This is a genomic window from Streptomyces vinaceus, assembly GCF_008704935.1.
GTDB classification, from domain to species: domain Bacteria; phylum Actinomycetota; class Actinomycetes; order Streptomycetales; family Streptomycetaceae; genus Streptomyces; species Streptomyces vinaceus.
On sequence record NZ_CP023692.1, the window covers coordinates 3,441,132 to 3,457,763 of the forward strand.

Consider the following 16,632-nt stretch of genomic DNA (forward strand, 5'->3'; position numbering starts at 1 on the left):
GGGTGCGGGCATGACCCCTGGCCTGTTCGAGGGCTACCTGCGGCGGCTCGGCTTCGCGCGTCCGCCCCGGCCCACCGCGGAGGCGCTGTTCGCGCTCCAGCGCGCCCACGTCGAGCGCGTCCCGTACGAGAACCTCGACATCCAGCTCGGCCGGCCGCCCGGCATCGATCCCGAGCTGTCCGCACGCCGCATCGCGGCCGGGCGCGGCGGGTACTGCTTCCACCTCAACGGCGCCTTCGCTCTGCTCCTGGAGCACCTCGGCTTCGACGTGACCCGCCATCTGGCCGGCGTCCTCGTCGCGGCGGAGCGCGAGCGCCTCGACGTCAACGGCGACCACCTCGCGCTGACGGTCCGCGCCGGCGGCGAGGAGTACTTCGTCGACGCCGGGCTGGGCGACGGCCCGTACGAGCCGCTTCCGCTGCGCGCCGGAACGCACCGGCAGGGGGAGTTCACGTACGGGCTCGGTCCGCTGGAGGGGGAGCTGCCCGGCTGGCGGTACGTCTACGACGAGGGCCCCTGCCCGGTGGTCAACATCCTCTCGGCGCCGGCGCGGACGGCCGACTTCGAGACCACGCACCGGCGGCTGTCGACCGCGCCGGACTCGGGCTTCGTACGGACCCTGGCCCTGCTGCGGCGCGACGCGCACGGCACCGACGCGCTGCGCGGCCGGGTGCTGACCCGGACCGAACCGGGCAAGCCGACGACCGAGCGGATCCTGAACACGCCGGGCGAGTTCTGGGCGGTGGTCGGCGGGGTCTTCCGGCGGGAGCTCGACGACCTGTCCCCGGCGGACCGCGCGGGACTCTGGGACCGGGTCTGCGCGGCCCACGCGTCGTGGTTGGCCGCCCGGCGCTGACGTCCGGCGTTGATGTCCGGCGCCGATGTCGGTACGGGGGTGCAGACTTGGGGCATGTCCCTCTCCCCCCGACGGGCCTGCCCCGCATGCGGGCGCGACTGCGCCGTGACCGCCGGCCGGATCGCCCGCCACGACCCTCCCGCCGGCCGCGTCCGGGCCGATCTGGTCTCCTGCCCCGGCTTCCGGGCCCGCGTGGTGCTGGGCGCCTCGGCGCCGACCCTGGACGGCTTCGTCCTGCCGCCCCTGCCGGGCCAGCTCCCGCTGTTCTGAGGGCTAGGAGATCGCGGTGCGCAGGCGGACGACGTCGATCGGCTCCGTCTCGTCGTGGGCCGTCAGGTCGATGACCTGGCCCACCGCGCGCTGTTCGGGCGTGGGCTGCTTGAAGCCCTGTTCCTTGACCGGCTGCTCGCCCGCGGCCGGCTCCGCCTGCGCGGATTCCGCCTGGTGCACCGCGAGGGCCTCGGCGCCGACCACGTCGGCCAGGTCCTCGTTCTGCACCGATTCGATCACCGCACGGGCCTGGGCCGCGGTCTTGGTGCCGAAGAAGTCGAAGCCGCCCTCGACGCGGGAGGCCGAGCGGCGCGCGACCGAGTACGGGGCCACCGCGGCCGCCGGGCGGCGCGCCGGGACCGCGCCCGTACGGCCGTGCGCGGATTCCGCTGCCACCGGCCCGGCGGCCTCGGTCTTGCCGGACGCCTTCGCCTTCGCCTCCGCCTTGCGGACGAGGGCCGCCATGGCGGCGTTGGCCCGGGCGTAGCCCACGCTGGTGGGCGCGCCGCTCGACGTGCGTTCCTCGGTCACCGCCGGCAGCTCCTTCGGCGCCGCCGGGGAGGCCGGGGCCGCCGAGGCCTCGATGGCGAGCAGGCGGCGGCCCTCCAGGGCGCTGGCCCGCTCGGTCTCCGCGGTGGCGTACCGGCGCAGCAGCGCGGCGTGCTCGCCGCGCAGCCCGGCGAGTTCGACCCGCTTGGCCCGCAGCTTCGCGTCCAGCTTGGCGCGCAGCGCCCGGGCCTCTTCGAGGTCGGACTCCAGCTCGGCTATCCGCTCCTCGGTCTTCCACTCGTCCTTGACCCGCTCGCGCGCGAGTTCGGCCACGCGGCGGCCGGCCGCGCGGTCCCAGGCGCGCATGAGGACGGCGCCGGACACGCCCGCCGCCCCCGCGAGGGCCACGAGCAGGCGCAGGGGCAAGGGTTCCGCGAGCAGCCAGGCCGCGGCCGCACTGGCGACGGAGACTCCGGCCACGGTCGTCGGCGTGAGCAGCCGGTGCAGGGGTTCGGGATTGCGGTGGCGTCCACGGGGCATGGCCTGAAATTTACAGGGCGTGGGGGTCCAGTGGGGTAACTGCCCGGCAATCTGTGGCCGGGCAGTTACCCGTCATTTCTCCACCAAACCCGTAACTACTCCTACTTCGTGAGGCCCTTCGCCTTCAGATAGGCCTTCGCCGCATCCGCCGGCTTCTCGCGCTGGGCGTCCACCTGCTTGTTCAACTCGACGAGGTCCGCGGTCGTGAGGACCTTGGTCAGCTTGTCGAGGGCGGCCGCGATCTCCGGGGATCCCGCGTCCTTGGCGTTGACCACCGGCAGGACGTTGTCGGCGTTCTGGAGCTTCTTGTCGTCCTCCAGCAGCACCAGCCCGAAGGTGTCGAGGGTGGCGTCGGTGGTCGTGGTGAGCGCCAGCTGGTCGACACCGTCCTTGACCGCCTGCTTGGCCTGCGGGGTGCCCACGCCCTTCGGGTCAATACCGGAAACATCGATTCCGTACGTCTTCTTCAAGCCCGGCGCGCAGAAGGGCCGTACGGCGCATTCGTCACCCGCCGCGATCTTCACCTTCAGCCCCGACTTGCCAAGATCGGAAAGCGTCTTCAGGTTGTTCTTCTGGGCGAATTCCTTCGACACCGCGAAGGCGTTCTGGTCGACCGCCGGGCCCGCCGGCAGCGCCTTCAGGCCGAGCGGCGCCGCCAGCTTCTCCAGCCCCGCGACCGTCGCCGCCACGTCGCTCGACGCGACCGGCTTCTCCTCCGGTGCCTTCGGACCGTTCACCTTGGCGTTGAGGAACTCCGCGAGGGTGGCCGCGTACTCCGGGACGACGTCGATCTCGCCCTTCTCCAGCGAGGGCTCGTACAGCTCGCGGTTGTTCACCGTGGTGATCGACGTGCTGTAGCCCGCGTCCTTGAGGACCTGCGCGTACAGCTCCGCCAGCACGTTGGACTCCGTGAACCCCGCCGCGCCGATCACGATCTTGCCCTTGGCGGAACCGGAACCGGAGTCGGAGGGCGCGGAGGCTCCCGACCCGGCGTCCTTGCTCTTCTCCAGGCTGTCGCCGCCGCACGCGGCGAGGGAGGCGGTCAGGGCCGCCGCCCCCAGTACGGCGCCGAGGACGCGCGTGGACTTGCTCATCTTGTGCTCCTCCAAGGGAGTGGGAACGACCAACGAACGGGGAAGGCCCGCGGCGACGGGCGCGCGGCCGGCGGGTCAGCGCGCCGCCGGGCGCGGGAACAGCCGGTCCGCCGCCACCAGGGCGCCCTCGACCAGCAGGGCCAGCGCCGCCACCAGCAGCGCCCCCGCGAAGACCTGCGGGGTGTTGTACGTGTTGAAACCGGCGGTGATGATCCGGCCGAGGCCGCCCTGCCCGACCATGGCCGCGATCGTGGCCGTCGCGATCACCTGGACGGCGCCCGAACGCAGCCCGGTCATCACCAGCTCGCGCGCGAGCGGCAGTTCCACCCGCCAGAACAGCTGCCCGCCGGACATGCCCATGCCCCGGGCGGCCTCCACCACCGAGCGGTCCACCTCGCGCATACCCACGTACGCGTTGGTCAGCAGCGGCGGTACGGCGAAGAGCACGAGCGCGGCGACGGTGGGCAGATAGCCCGCGCTGCGCAGCGGCGAGACCATGAACAGGGCCAGCACCGCGAAGACGGGGACGGCCCGCCCGATGTTGGAGACGTTGATCGCGAGCGCCCCGCCCTTGCCGATGTGGCCGAGCCACAGGCCGATCGGCAGGGCCAGCGCGCAGGCGATGGCGAGGGAGATCCCGCTGACGTAGACGTGCTCGCCCAGCCGGTGCCACACCCCGTTCTCCCCGGACCAGTTGGCCCCGTCCGCCAGCCAGTCCCAGGCCTGTCCCAGCACGCCCATCGCCTCAGGCCCCCTTCGTCGGAGTCGTCGCGGCGGGCGCAGCGGGCTCGGCGGGCACCGGCTTCGCCCGCCGGGCCGCCCGCGGCGCGCGCGTCGCCCGCGTCCACGGCGTGAGGAGCCGCTGTACGCCGAGCAGGGCCAGGTCCGCCACCAGGGCGAGCAGCACGCACAGCACGGACGCCGTGAGCACCTGGGCCTTGAAGGAGCTGTTGACCGCCGGGGCGATGAGGTTGCCCAGACCGCCCTTGCCGACGATGGAGCCGACCGTGGTCAGCGCCACCGTAGACACCGTGGCGATCCGCACCCCGGCGAGCAGCGCGGGCAGCGCCAGCGGCAGTTCGACCTGCCACAGCAGCCGCCCCGGCCCGTACCCCATCCCGCGCGCCGCCTCCCGCACCTCTTCGGGGACCGCCTCCAGCCCGGCCATGGCGTTGCGCACCAGGATGGTCAGCGAGTACAGCACCAGCCCGGTCACCACGAGTGAGGCCGACAGCCCGAAGAGGGGCAGCAGCAGCGAGAACATGGCGAGCGAGGGGACCGTGTAGAGCAGGGTGGTCAGGCCCAGCACGGGCGCGGCCCAGCGCCGGCCGCGGCGGGCCAGCAGGGCCAGCGGGAGGGACACGACGAGGCCGATGACGACCGACACCCCCGTGATCCAGACATGTTGGACCGTGGCGTCGGTGAGCTCCTGGGAGCGGGACGTGACGTAGTCCCAGCAGATCCAGTCGTTCGCCACCAGGCAGTTCTGCCCGGCCATGCCCTCACCCCCTGCCGCCACTGCGTACACCCGTCCGAACGGGCCCGGTCACAAGCGACCATAACCCCCGGGGCCGACAATGGCCGGAAACCTTCGCAGCGGGGTAATACTCCCGTCACAAACAACCCGCGGGGTGTGGGGGAGGATGGGCATGTGATCCGATTCGAGCATGTGACCAAGCGCTACCCCGACGGGACCACGGCCGTCGAGGACCTGTCCTTCGAGGTGGCGGAGGGTGAGCTGGTCACGCTCGTGGGCCCGTCCGGCTGCGGCAAGACGACCACGATGAAGATGGTCAACCGGCTCATCGAGCCGACCTCCGGCCGGATCCTGCTCGGCGGCGAGGACATCGCGAGCGCCGACCCCGTCGAACTGCGCCGGCACATCGGGTACGTCATCCAGCAGGTCGGGCTGTTCCCGCACAAGACGGTGCTGGAGAACACCGCGACCGTCCCGCAGCTGATCGGCACCCCGAAGGCCACGGCACGCGCCCGGGCCGCCGAGCTCCTCGAACTGGTCGGGCTGGACCCGGCCGTGTACGGGGGCCGGTACCCGGAGCAGCTGTCCGGCGGGCAGCGCCAGCGCGTCGGCGTCGCGCGGGCCTTGGCGGCCGACCCGCCGGTGCTGCTGATGGACGAGCCGTTCGGGGCGGTGGACCCGGTGGTCCGCGAGCGCCTCCAGAACGAGTTCCTGGCGCTCCAGCGGACGGTGCGCAAGACGATCCTGCTGGTCACGCACGACCTGGAGGAGGCGATCCGGCTCGGCGACCGCATCGCCGTCTACGGCACGGGCACCATCGAGCAGTTCGCCCGCCCGGCCGCGGTACTGGCCTCGCCCGCTACGGAGTACGTGGCCTCCTTCGTCGGCGCGGACCGGGGCCTGAAGCGGCTCGCGGTCACCCCGGTGGAGCGGGCCGACCTGGAGCGGGCCGACCCGGCGCGGGCGGCCGGGGACGGGAAAGCCCCCACCGCCGACGTGGCGCTGGGGGCGAGTCTGCGCGAGGCGCTCGCGCTGCTGCTGCAGGAGGACTCCGGCCGGATCGGGGTCACGGACCCGGACTCCGGTGAGCTGGTCGGCGTACTGACCCCGGAGGGGGTGCACCGGGCACTGCGCCGGGCCCAGCTGCAAGAGGCGTAAGGCAGGGGCGCAGGACAGGGGCGCGGCCCCGGGCCCTGAGCGGGCCGGGGTCAGGCCTGGATGCGGTTGCTCATCCACACCAGCATCGGCGGGATCTCGCGGCGCCAGGTGTTGAAGTTGTGGCCGCCGCTGTCGAGGATGATCGAGGAGACCCGGTCCGGGCCCTTGACCAGCTTGATGAACTTCTTGGTGTCGTCGAGGTTGGGCTCGCCCGTCTCGCTGCTGGTGACCAGGAACGACGTACCGGTCGGCTTCTTGTGCTCGATGCTGTGCAGGACGTCCGCGCGCTTCTTCAGCTTGTCGTCGCCCTGGAACAGGTTGCCGGTGGTCGCGTCGTTCGCCGCGTCGTAGTACGCGGACAGACCCGCGGCGGCGCCGAAGGTCTGCGGGTAGTGCGCGGCGATCTTCAGGGCGCAGTAGCCGCCCGTCGAGTTCCCGATGAAGCCCATGTTCTGCGGCTTCTTGCCGACCCGGAAGGTCGCCTGGATGGCCTGCGGCAGGTCCTCGGCGAAGAAGGTCTCCGTCTGCGGTCCGCCGGGTATGTCCACGCACTCGGTGTCACGCGGCGGCGCGACGGTCGGACGCAGCATCACCAGGATCATCGGCTTCATCTTGCCCGCCTTGGCCTGCTTGAAGGCCGTCATCGGGTAGTTCAGCCCTTTGATCAGGTTCTCGGCGGTGCCCGGGTAGCCCGTCAGCACGATGGAGGCCGGAAAGTTCTGCTCCTTGTGCTGCGGCTGGAAGTACTCCGGCGGCAGCCACACGTAGCCCGGGCTCGTTATTTTCGACTTCTGCCCGGTTATGGCAACCTTCAGGATCTGTCCGCCGACCTGGGGCTGGGCCCCGCCCGGCACGTCGAGCTTCTGCTTGTCGACGACCTTGATGTCCTTGCTGCTCATGGAGTGGTCCACGACCTTGCCGACAGACGTCTGCTGGCCGAACAGGTCCGCCCACGAACCGTAGAAGGAGAAGGACTTGTTCGCCGCCAGGCCCACGGCCGAGAACAGCGCCAGCTGGGTCGCGAGCAGGAGCCCGACCCGGCCGAGCAGCGCACGCCAGGTGCGGCCCGAGAGCCGGGGCCAGAACCACACCGTGGCTGCGAACAGCAGCACACCGGCGATGATGGCCAGCGCCAGAACCGTATTACTGGTGAGACCCATGAGCAGTCAGTCGACTTTCTGATGGCAGGACTAGTTTTTCTCGGCGGAAGAGTGAACCCGCTCGACCCCGATGTCGTCCTAGTGGACGCACCACACTCCGGAGGCTGTCGCGGCCTTCGGCCACATGATCTCTCGCGGAGCAACGGGAAGCGATGTCTAGCAGGATAGATGGCGATAAGTCGGGACAGGTTCCGAAGCAGGTCCGCCGAATCTTCCGCGGCCCACGACCGGAGTCGGTGCCCGGGCTGGTAGGTACGGCCGTCATGATCGTCGGCCTTCTGGACATCGCGGCGGGAGTGTTCCCGCGGTTCCGGCACAGCCGGATCCACGCGGTCACCGAGGTGCTGCCCGGTTCGCTGGGCCCGTTCGCGGCCGCCCTCGCCATCAGTGCGGGCGTTCTGCTCCTCCTGCTCGCCCACGGCCTCAAGCGCCGCAAGCGCCGTGCCTGGCGGGCCACCGTCGTCCTGCTCCCGGCCGGTGCCGCCGCGCAGTTCATGTACCGGCACTCCGTCATCAGCGTCGTCCTCGCGGCGGTGCTCCTGGGGCTCATCGTGCGCCACCAGGGTGAATTCAAGGCGCTGCCGGACCCGCGCAGCCGCTGGAAGGCGCTCGCCAACTTCGTGCTGATGAGCGCCGGCTCCATCGGCCTGGGTCTGGTCATCGTCAACTCGCACCCGGGCCGCGTCGTCGGCCATCCGGGTATTTACGAGCAGATCAGCCACGTCGTGTACGGGCTCTTCGGCATGGAGGGGCCGGTCGACTACTCCGGCAGGGTCTCCTGGACCGTGGGCTACTCGCTCGGCGCCCTCGGCATGCTGACCGCGCTCACCACCATCTACCTGGCCTTCCGCCCCGAGCACCCGGCCGCCCGGCTCACCGCCGACGACGAGACGAAGCTGCGCGAGCTGCTCGCCAAGCACGGCGGCCGCGACTCGCTGGGCCACTTCGCCCTCCGCCGCGACAAGGCCGTCGTCTTCTCCCCCAGCGGCAAGGCCGCCGTCACCTACCGCGTCGTCTCCGGCGTGATGCTCGCCTCCGGCGACCCCATCGGCGACGTCGAGGCCTGGCCCGGCGCCATCGAGCGGTTCATGGAGGAGGCCAAGGCCCACTCCTGGACCCCGGCCGTCATGGGCTGCAGCGAGACGGGCGGCGAGGTCTGGACGCGCGAGACCGGCCTGGACGCCCTGGAGCTCGGCGACGAGGCGATCGTCGACGTCAAAGACTTCTCCCTCTCCGGGCGGGCGATGCGCAACGTCCGCCAGATGGTGAAGCGCATCGAGCGCAACGGCTACACCACCAAGGTCCGCCGCGTCAGCGAGCTGACCGACGAGGAGCTGGAGCAGGTACGGGGCGCCGCCGAGGCCTGGCGCGGCACCGACACCGAGCGCGGCTTCTCCATGGCCCTGGGCCGCGTCGGCGACCCGGGCGACGGGGACTGCTACATCGCCACCGCCCACCGCGTCGAGGAGGGCGACACCAGCCCGTTCGGCGACCTCAAGGCCGTCCTGCACTTCGTCCCGTGGGGCAAGGACGGCATGTCGCTGGAGCTCATGCGCCGCGACCGCGCCGCCGACCCCGGCATGAACGAGCTGCTGATCGTCGCCTCCCTGGAGGCCTCGCCCTCGCTGGGCATCGAGAAGGTCTCCCTGAACTTCGCGATGTTCCGCTCGGCCCTCGCCCGCGGCGAGAAGATCGGCGCCGGCCCGGTGCTGCGGATGTGGCGCAGCCTGCTGGTGTTCCTGTCCCGCTGGTTCCAGATCGAGTCGCTGTACAAGTTCAACGCGAAGTTCAAGCCGCGCTGGGAGCCCCGCTTCGTGGTCTTCCGCACCACCCGCGACCTGCCCCGCATCGGCTTCGCCGCGATGCAGGCCGAAGGGTTCGTCACGCTGGCCCTGCCCCGGCTCTTCGCCAGCCGGCGCCGCCCCAAGCCGGTCCGCACCTGCGCCCACACCCACCCGAGCGCCCCGGTCCCGGCCCAGGCCAAGGCGGAGCGCGAAGTCCAGGTCGCCTGATCCCGGACCGCCCCGCACCGGAGCCCGGCCCGCCGCACGCACGGCGGGCCGGGCTCCGCCGTTTCCCGCGTTCCGCCCGGCCAGGGACCCGGCCCTACCCTGGAGCCATGAACATCAAGCGCGGGGCCGCCGGCAGGGGCCGGGTCGCAGGCCTGCCGGAATGGGACCGCTGCGGGGTCATGGGCGTCGTCAACGTCACCCCCGACTCCTTCTCCGACGGGGGCCGCTGGTTCGACACCACCGCCGCCGTCAAGCGCGGCCTCGACCTCGTCGCCCAGGGCGCCGACCTCGTCGACGTCGGCGGCGAATCCACCCGCCCCGGCGCCACCCGCGTCGACGAGGAGGAGGAGCTGCGCCGCGTCGTCCCCGTGGTGCGCGGCCTGGCCTCCGAAGGGGTCACCGTCTCCGTCGACACCATGCGCGCCTCCGTCGCCGCCCGGGCCGTGGCCGCGGGCGCCACGCTGGTCAACGACGTCAGCGGCGGCCTCGCCGACCCCGGCATGATCCCGGCCGTCGCCGCCGCCGAGGTGCCGTTCGTGGTGATGCACTGGCGCGGCTTCAGCGACGGCATGAACAAGCTCGCCGTGTACGAGGACGTCGTCGCCGAGGTCACCGCCGAGCTGCGGACCCGCATCGACGCCGTCGTGGCCGGCGGGATCGCCCCCGAGCGGCTCCTCGTCGACCCCGGCCTCGGCTTCGCGAAGATGGCCGAGCACGACCTGGCCCTGGTCGCCCACCTCCCCGAGTTGCGCGCCCTCGGCTTCCCGCTGCTGGTCGCCGCCTCGCGGAAGCGTTTCCTCGGCCGGATCCTGGCCGGCGCCGCCGACGCCTCCCCGCCGCCCGCCCGCGAGCGGGACGCGGCCACCGCCGCCGTCTCCGCCATCGCCGCCCACCAGGGCGCCTGGGCCGTACGGGTCCACGAGGTACGGGCGACCGCCGACGCGGTTCGGGTGGCCCGCGCCGTGGAAGGAGCGCTGTGACCATCGAACGAGAAGGAGCACGGTGAGCAGAACCGACATCGAAGCGGTCGACGAGGTCAACACGGCCTTCTACGAGGCCATGGAGCGGGGGGACTTCGACGCACTGTCGGCGCTCTGGCTTGAGGACGAGATCTCCTGCGTGCACCCGGGCTGGCCGGTGCTCTCCGGCCGCGGCGAGGTGCTGCGCTCGTACGCGCTGATCATGTCCCACACCGACTACATCCAGTTCTTCCTCACCGATACGAAAGTCGCCGTCATAGGTGACACCGCACTGGTGACGTGTACGGAGAACATCCTCAGCGGCGGCCCCGCCGAGGACGGCGGAGAGCTCGGCCCGCTCGTCGGCCAGCTGGTCGTCGCCACGAATGTGTTCCGACGCACATCGCAGGGGTGGCGACTGTGGTCCCACCACGGTTCTCCCGTGCTCACCGACTCCGACGAGGACGAGGAAGAGGACTCCGCCTGACCCCACCGGCGGGAGCCGGGGTCTTTCGCAGGTAAATTCGAAGACGGACGACGCCGACCGCACTCGGCGCAGGCCATGGATCCGGGGAGTCCCGGACCGGAAGCACCTACGAAAGCAGGAGTGATTCGCGTGGATCGTGTCGCGCTGCGCGGCCTCAAGGCTCGCGGGCACCACGGCGTCTTCCCCCGGGAACGCGAGGAAGGCCAGACCTTCATCGTCGACCTCGTGCTGCACATCGACACCCGCCCCGCGGCGGCCGACGACGACCTGGCGAAGACCGTGCACTACGGGGTCGTCGCCGAGGAGGTCGTCGACGTGGTCCAGGGAGAGCCCGTCGACCTGATCGAGACCCTCGCCGAGCGGATCGCCCAGCAGTGCCTCAAGCACGAAGCGGTGGCACAGGTGGAGGTCGTCGTCCACAAACCGGACGCCCCCATCACCGTCCCCTTCGACGACGTGACCATCACGATCACCCGGAGCCGCGTGTGAACAACGGACTGAACGCCCCGAGCGACCCCACCGTCCAGCCGGTGCCCGCATCCGTCGTCCAGACGGTGGACGCGGCCGACACCACCCTCTCCAACCCCAAGTGGGCCGTCATCGCGCTCGGGTCGAACCTCGGCAACCGCCTGGAGACCCTCCAGGGCGCCATCGACGCCCTCGGGGACACCCCCGGCCTGCGGGTCAAGGCCGTCTCCCCCGTCTACGAGACCGAGCCGTGGGGCGTCGAGCCCGGCTCGCAGCCCTCGTACCTCAACGCGGTCATCGCCCTGAAGACGACCCTGCCGCCGTCCTCCCTGCTGGAGCGCGGCCACGCCATCGAGGAGGCCTTCGACCGCGTCCGCGAGGAGCGCTGGGGCCCGCGCACGATCGACGTCGACATCGTGTCGTACGCCGACGTGGTCTCGGACGACCCGGTCCTCACCCTCCCGCACCCGCGGGCGCACGAGCGGGCCTTCGTCCTGGCCCCGTGGAACGACATCGACCCCGAGGCGCAGATCCCGGGCCGCGGCCCCGTCGGCGCGCTGCTGGCCGGAATCGGCCTGGCGGGCGTCACGCCGCGCCCGGACCTGGAACTCCGCCTGCCCGAGTAGTCGTTAACCTGTGGCTGGGAGCCGGGGAACGTCCACGAGTCCGCGGCGCGGAAAGCGGGGAACGGGCACGTGAAGCAACTGAGGCCGGCGGTCCTGGCGGGGATCTTCGTCGTCGCCGGGGTGCTGTCCTGGGCGGGCGCCCGGCTGTGGAACGCGTACGGGACCCTGCCGGGCGTCCCGCTCGCCGCGCCCATCGTGCTGGGCGCCATCGCGGTCGTCCTGCTGGCCACGGCCCTCTCGCTGCGCGCCCGCCTCAAGGCGCAGCGCGAGCGCAGGCCGGGCGCCAAGGGCGTGGAGCCGCTGATGGCGGCCCGCGCCGTCGTCTTCGGCCAGGCCAGCGCCCTCGTCGCGGCCCTCGTGGCGGGCATGTACGGCGGCGTGGGCGTCTTCCTGCTGATGGACTCCCTCGACGTCCCGGCCCGCCGCGACCAGACCTGGTACGCGGGCTTCGCGGTCCTGGCGGGCGCGGCCGTCATCGCCGCCGCCCTCTTCCTGGAGCACGTCCTCAAACTCCCGGAAGACGACGACACGACCCCCCAAGCCCCCTCCCGCGCCTGAACCCCCCGACGAGCGGGGAGGGCGCACCTAGTCCGCCGCCCGTACGGAGTGACCGTTCACCAGGAAACTGGGATAGGGCTCCAGCCCGAAGCTGTAGAGAGTGAAGGGCTTGGCCCCCGTGGCGGTCCGCGGCAGCACCGCGCGAACCTCCGCAGTACCCGACTCGACGAGGTGGATCGGATGCGTTTCGGGCACGAACGTGCCGCGACGCTCCCACTGATCGGTGATGAGCAGCTGTGAGACCTTGCCCCGGGGCAGCGGCGTGAACCGTGCGCCAATGATCACCGCGAGTTCGGCGAGAAACGGAACGTTCGCGCTCGCGATGGTGCGTGCCTGCCATCGCTTGAGCCTGTACCCGTCCCCGTCCGCGTAGCCGTCGAGGAACCCGTTGAAGGTCTCAAGGTCCCTCAGTACGACCCGGGGGAACCCCTGCCTCATGTGGTGGGCATCGCCACCGACGTACTGCCGCATCAGATCGGCGAGGAAGGAGGAGACCACCCGCACGCGAAAACCCGGAAGGTCACGCCGGAGGAAGCCTGACGGCCGGGTAACCGGCTCCAGACGGGCTGGCAGGCCCGTCGCCACGGTGAGGCTCGACGCGTACCGGCTCGCCCTCGGCGCCGTCCAGCAACTGGTCCGGAGCCACTGTGATCGTCAGTCGGTCCGTCACGACGTCCACGACGTCACGTGCCTTGACGGCCGTCACCCAGACGACAGCGGTTTTGACCGTTCGGTCACCGTCGAGGGCCCACAAGGTGTGCCCAGGCGCAACGCTGCGCGCCTGGACACGGCCGCCGGCAGTGTTCACCAATTGCCTGCTCGGCAGCCCCGCCATCCTGGTCCCCCGATCAGAGTGAAATGCGTCTGATCGGGACGTTAGAGGACGGCACCGACAATCCGGCTAGCGGGCGATGATGAGGCTCATGGCCTCACTCCGGGTCGCGGGGTCACGGAGCTGGCCGCGGACCGCCGACGTGGTGGTCTTCGCACCCGGCTTGCGGATGCCGCGCACCGACATGCACATGTGCTCGGCCTCGATCACGACGATCGCGCCGCGCGCTTCGAGTATCCGCATCAGCGAGTCGGCTATCTGCGTGGTGAGTCGTTCCTGCACCTGCGGGCGCCGGGCGTAGACCTCGACCAGCCGCGCCAGCTTCGACAGCCCGGTGATCTTGCCGGATTCAGCCGGGATGTAGCCCACGTGCGCCACACCGTGGAACGGCAGGAGGTGATGTTCGCACAAACTGACGATTTCGATGTCCTTCACCAGGACCATCTCGTCGTGTCCGAGGTCGAAGGTCGTCGTCAGCACGTCTTCCGGCTCCTGCCGCAAGCCGGCCAGGATCTCCCTGTACGCCCGGGCCACGCGGGCCGGGGTTTCCAGGAGGCCTTCGCGGTCCGGGTCCTCGCCGACCGCGATCAGGAGCTCGCGGACCGCCGCCTGGGCGCGCTTCTCGTCGAACTCGCCGATCGTGCCCTCGTCACCGGTCAGGGTCACTGGGTCGGTCATCTCTTCCTCGTTCCTGTGTGCACTGGCGCCTCACGGGCACACAAAAGTGCCGCGCCCCCCAGGCTAGAACCTGGGGGGCGCGGCATCCATTCCGGGACGGTCCGGCCGAGGGCTACTCGGCGCGGTCCTCCGGCGCGGGGTCCTTCTCCACGGACACGGCGGGCGTGCCCGTCGAGACACCGTTCGCCGAGTTCGTCAGCTGAAGCTCCTTGGGAGAGAGCACCGGCGGGCGGGTCGACGGGGTGCGGTGCGAGGAACCGGTCCACGCCGGGCGGGCCGGGCGCTTCACGATCGTCGAGAAGATCTCGGCGATCTCCTCCTTGCCCAGCGTCTCCTTCTCAAGGAGGGCAAGGACCAGGTTGTCGAGGACGTCGCGGTTCTCGACCAGGATCTCCCAGGCCTCGTTGTGCGCCGTCTCGATGAGCTTCTTGACCTCTTCGTCGACGAGCGCCGCGACCTCTTCCGAGTAGTCCCGCGGGTGCGACATCTCGCGGCCCAGGAACGGCTCGGTGTTGTCCCCGCCGAACTTGATCGCGCCGAGGCGCTCGGTCATGCCGTACTGGGTCACCATCGCGCGGGCCGTCGCCGTGGCCTTCTCGATGTCGTTCGCCGCGCCGGTCGTCGGGTCGTGGAAGACCAGCTCCTCGGCCGCGCGCCCGCCCAGCATGTACGCCAGCTGGTCGAGCATCTCGTTGCGCGTGGTCGAGTACTTGTCCTCGTCGGGCAGGACCATGGTGTAGCCCAGGGCCCGGCCGCGGGACAGGATCGTGATCTTGTGGACCGGGTCGGAGTTCGGGGAGGCCGCCGCGACCAGGGCGTGACCGCCCTCGTGGTACGCGGTGATCTTCTTTTCCCGGTCCGACATGATCCGGGTCCGCTTCTGCGGGCCCGCCACGACGCGGTCGATGGCCTCGTCGAGCATGTGGTTGTCGATCAGCTTGCGGTCCGAGCGGGCGGTGAGGAGCGCCGCCTCGTTCAGGACGTTGGACAGATCGGCACCGGTGAAGCCGGGGGTGCGGCGGGCGACGGCCGAGAGGTCGACGTCCGGAGCGACCGGCTTGCCCTTCTGGTGGACCTTGAGGATCTCCAGACGACCCTGCATGTCCGGACGGTCGACCGCGATCTGCCGGTCGAAGCGGCCCGGGCGCAGCAGCGCCGGGTCGAGGATGTCCGGGCGGTTCGTGGCGGCGATCAGGATGACGCCGCCCTTCACGTCGAAGCCGTCCATCTCGACGAGCAGCTGGTTCAGGGTCTGCTCGCGCTCGTCGTGGCCGCCGCCGAGACCCGCACCGCGGTGCCGGCCGACGGCGTCGATCTCGTCGACGAAGACGATCGCCGGTGCGTTGGCCTTGGCCTGCTCGAACAGGTCGCGGACACGCGAGGCGCCGACACCGACGAACATCTCGACGAAGTCGGAACCGGAGATCGAGTAGAACGGGACGCCGGCCTCGCCCGCGACGGCGCGGGCCAGCAGGGTCTTGCCGGTGCCGGGCGGGCCGTACAGCAGCACACCCTTGGGGATCTTGGCCCCGACGGCCTGGAACTTGGCCGGCTCCTGCAGGAACTCCTTGATCTCGTGGAGTTCCTCGACGGCCTCGTCCGAGCCCGCGACGTCGGCGAACGTCGTCTTCGGGGTGTCCTTGGTGATGAGCTTGGCCTTGGACTTCCCGAAGTTCATCACCCGGGAGCCGCCGCCCTGCATCTGATTCATCAGGAACAGGAAGACGACGACGATGAGGACGAAGGGCAGCAGGGAGAGCAGCACGCTGAGGAACGGGCTGGTCTTGTCCGGAGAGACGGTGTACCCGTCCGGGATCTGACCGGCTTCGAACTTGGTCTGGAGGTTCTGGGCGAGCTGGACGCCCTGGTCTCCGATGTAGTTGGCCTGGAACTTGGTGCCGTCGTTGTCGCCGAGCTTCTGGTCCTTCTTCAGCTCGATCTTGATCATCTGGCTGTCACCGGTGGTGAGCTTGGCGCTCTCCACCTGGCCACTGTTGATCGCCTTGATGACCTCGCTGGTCTCCACCGACTTGTAGCCGCCGCCGGAGCCGACGACGTTCATCAACACGACCACGGCGAGGACGGCCAGCACGATCCACATGACCGGCCCACGGAAGTATCGCTTCACGTCCATCCATACGGGGCGCCAGGCGCCCCGTCCCTCCTGCCCGTAGGTAAATGCTGCTGTGAGTAAAGACTGTTCTTCGGAATGTACCCCTGTATTGTCACCCGCGGCCTCGTGGGACGGCTGACAGAACTGCTTTCCCCTGCTCCAACGCCAGGAATCGTTCCAGGGTTCCCCTGAGCGGGCCCCGGTCCGGGGCCCGGTCGCGATCCGGGCGTCAGCCGCCGTAGACGTGCGGGGCGAGCGTGCCGACGAACGGCAGGTTGCGGTACTTCTCCGCGTAGTCGAGGCCGTAGCCCACGACGAACTCGTTCGGGATGTCGAAGCCGACCCACTTCACGTCGATCGCGACCTTCGCGGCGTCGGGCTTGCGCAGCAGCGTGACGACCTCCAGGGAGGCCGGCTGGCGGGAGCCCAGGTTCGACAGCAGCCACGACAGCGTCAGGCCCGAGTCGATGATGTCCTCGACGATCAGGACGTGCTTGTCCTTGATGTCGGTGTCCAGGTCCTTGAGGATCCGGACCACACCCGAGGACTGGGTCCCGGCGCCGTACGAGGACACCGCCATCCAGTCCATGGTGAGCGGGGTGGACAAGGCGCGCGCCAGGTCCGCCATCACCATCACGGCGCCCTTGAGCACACCGACGATGAGCAGGTCCTTGCCCGCGTACTCCGCGTCGATCTTCGCGGCCAGCTCGGCCAGCTTCGCGTCGATCTCTTCCTTGGTGATGAGCACCGACTGGAGGTCGCTGCCCATGTCCTTCTCGTCCACCCGCATCACTTTCGTTTGCGGCCGGGGCTCCGGGGGTGCCCCCGGAGGACTCAGCCGTGTTTCAGCACCAA

General features: G+C 70.7%; 18 protein-coding genes. 9 read left to right on the top strand and 9 right to left on the bottom strand.

Features of this window, described 5'->3' with window-relative positions; genetic code table 11:
• The first annotated feature begins 10 nt into the window (after positions 1-10).
• Both CP980_RS15300 and CP980_RS15305 read left to right on the top strand, forming a co-directional pair.
• On the top strand, positions 11-856 hold the full coding sequence (locus CP980_RS15300; RefSeq protein ID WP_132758476.1) for an arylamine N-acetyltransferase family protein: 846 nt from the start codon (positions 11-13) through the stop codon (positions 854-856).
• A 54-nt stretch (positions 857-910) separates the two neighbouring features.
• A complete protein-coding gene (locus CP980_RS15305; protein ID WP_150528387.1) occupies positions 911-1,126 on the top strand; it encodes a hypothetical protein in 216 nt (71 codons plus the stop codon).
• 3 nt (positions 1,127-1,129) lie between these two features.
• Here the strand turns inward: CP980_RS15305 and CP980_RS15310 are convergent, their stop codons facing one another.
• The 4 genes from CP980_RS15310 to CP980_RS15325 form a co-directional block, all read right to left on the bottom strand.
• Positions 1,130-2,155 (bottom strand): hypothetical protein, encoded by a 1,026-nt coding sequence (locus tag CP980_RS15310; protein ID WP_150528388.1) that lies wholly within the window; start codon positions 2,153-2,155, stop codon positions 1,130-1,132.
• A 101-nt stretch (positions 2,156-2,256) separates the two neighbouring features.
• Entirely contained in the window at positions 2,257-3,249 is a 993-nt protein-coding gene (locus CP980_RS15315; RefSeq protein ID WP_132758472.1) for an ABC transporter substrate-binding protein, read from the bottom strand.
• Positions 3,250-3,324: 75 nt separating this feature from the next.
• Positions 3,325-3,990, bottom strand: coding sequence for an ABC transporter permease (locus CP980_RS15320; RefSeq protein ID WP_132758470.1), 666 nt, complete (start codon positions 3,988-3,990; stop codon positions 3,325-3,327).
• 4 nt (positions 3,991-3,994) lie between these two features.
• A complete protein-coding gene (locus tag CP980_RS15325) occupies positions 3,995-4,747 on the bottom strand; it encodes an ABC transporter permease (RefSeq protein ID WP_132758468.1) in 753 nt (250 codons plus the stop codon).
• A 153-nt stretch (positions 4,748-4,900) separates the two neighbouring features.
• Here CP980_RS15325 and CP980_RS15330 point away from each other — a divergent pair, with 153 nt between their 5' ends.
• Complete coding sequence (locus tag CP980_RS15330; protein ID WP_132758466.1) at positions 4,901-5,884, top strand: ABC transporter ATP-binding protein; 984 nt, start codon at positions 4,901-4,903, stop codon at positions 5,882-5,884.
• A 50-nt stretch (positions 5,885-5,934) separates the two neighbouring features.
• Here CP980_RS15330 and CP980_RS15335 read toward each other — a convergent pair whose 3' ends face one another.
• Complete coding sequence (locus CP980_RS15335) at positions 5,935-7,044, bottom strand: alpha/beta hydrolase (RefSeq protein ID WP_132758464.1); 1,110 nt, start codon at positions 7,042-7,044, stop codon at positions 5,935-5,937.
• A gap of 152 nt (positions 7,045-7,196) precedes the next feature.
• Here CP980_RS15335 and CP980_RS15340 point away from each other — a divergent pair, with 152 nt between their 5' ends.
• The 6 genes from CP980_RS15340 (at position 7,197) to CP980_RS15365 (ending at position 12,154) form a co-directional block, all read left to right on the top strand.
• Entirely contained in the window at positions 7,197-9,056 is a 1,860-nt protein-coding gene (locus tag CP980_RS15340; protein ID WP_132758462.1) for a phosphatidylglycerol lysyltransferase domain-containing protein, read from the top strand.
• A 107-nt stretch (positions 9,057-9,163) separates the two neighbouring features.
• On the top strand, positions 9,164-10,036 hold the full coding sequence (folP, locus tag CP980_RS15345) for a dihydropteroate synthase (RefSeq protein ID WP_099890178.1): 873 nt from the start codon (positions 9,164-9,166) through the stop codon (positions 10,034-10,036).
• Between the two features lie 22 nt (positions 10,037-10,058).
• A complete protein-coding gene (locus CP980_RS15350) occupies positions 10,059-10,502 on the top strand; it encodes a nuclear transport factor 2 family protein (RefSeq protein WP_099890179.1) in 444 nt (147 codons plus the stop codon).
• Positions 10,503-10,631: 129 nt separating this feature from the next.
• A complete protein-coding gene (gene folB / locus CP980_RS15355) occupies positions 10,632-10,991 on the top strand; it encodes a dihydroneopterin aldolase (protein WP_030158540.1) in 360 nt (119 codons plus the stop codon).
• Positions 10,988-11,596, top strand: a complete 609-nt coding sequence (folK, locus tag CP980_RS15360) for a 2-amino-4-hydroxy-6-hydroxymethyldihydropteridine diphosphokinase (RefSeq protein WP_132758460.1) — start codon at positions 10,988-10,990, stop codon at positions 11,594-11,596. Before folB ends, folK begins: the two co-directional genes overlap by 4 nt.
• A 69-nt stretch (positions 11,597-11,665) precedes the next feature.
• Positions 11,666-12,154, top strand: a complete 489-nt coding sequence (locus tag CP980_RS15365) for a DUF3180 domain-containing protein (RefSeq protein ID WP_150528389.1) — start codon at positions 11,666-11,668, stop codon at positions 12,152-12,154.
• 27 nt (positions 12,155-12,181) lie between these two features.
• Here the strand turns inward: CP980_RS15365 and CP980_RS15370 are convergent, their stop codons facing one another.
• The 4 genes from CP980_RS15370 to hpt form a co-directional block, all read right to left on the bottom strand.
• A complete protein-coding gene (locus tag CP980_RS15370; RefSeq protein WP_229907382.1) occupies positions 12,182-12,739 on the bottom strand; it encodes a hypothetical protein in 558 nt (185 codons plus the stop codon).
• 316 nt (positions 12,740-13,055) lie between these two features.
• On the bottom strand, positions 13,056-13,664 hold the full coding sequence (gene folE / locus CP980_RS15375) for a GTP cyclohydrolase I FolE (RefSeq protein WP_099890182.1): 609 nt from the start codon (positions 13,662-13,664) through the stop codon (positions 13,056-13,058).
• A gap of 112 nt (positions 13,665-13,776) precedes the next feature.
• Positions 13,777-15,798, bottom strand: a complete 2,022-nt coding sequence (gene ftsH / locus CP980_RS15380) for an ATP-dependent zinc metalloprotease FtsH (RefSeq protein ID WP_132758456.1) — start codon at positions 15,796-15,798, stop codon at positions 13,777-13,779.
• A 208-nt stretch (positions 15,799-16,006) separates the two neighbouring features.
• Positions 16,007-16,567 carry a hypoxanthine phosphoribosyltransferase gene (gene hpt, locus CP980_RS15385; RefSeq protein WP_030158549.1) on the bottom strand — a complete coding sequence of 187 codons (561 nt, stop codon included), beginning with the start codon at positions 16,565-16,567 and terminating at the stop codon, positions 16,007-16,009.
• Positions 16,568-16,632: the final 65 nt, after the last annotated feature.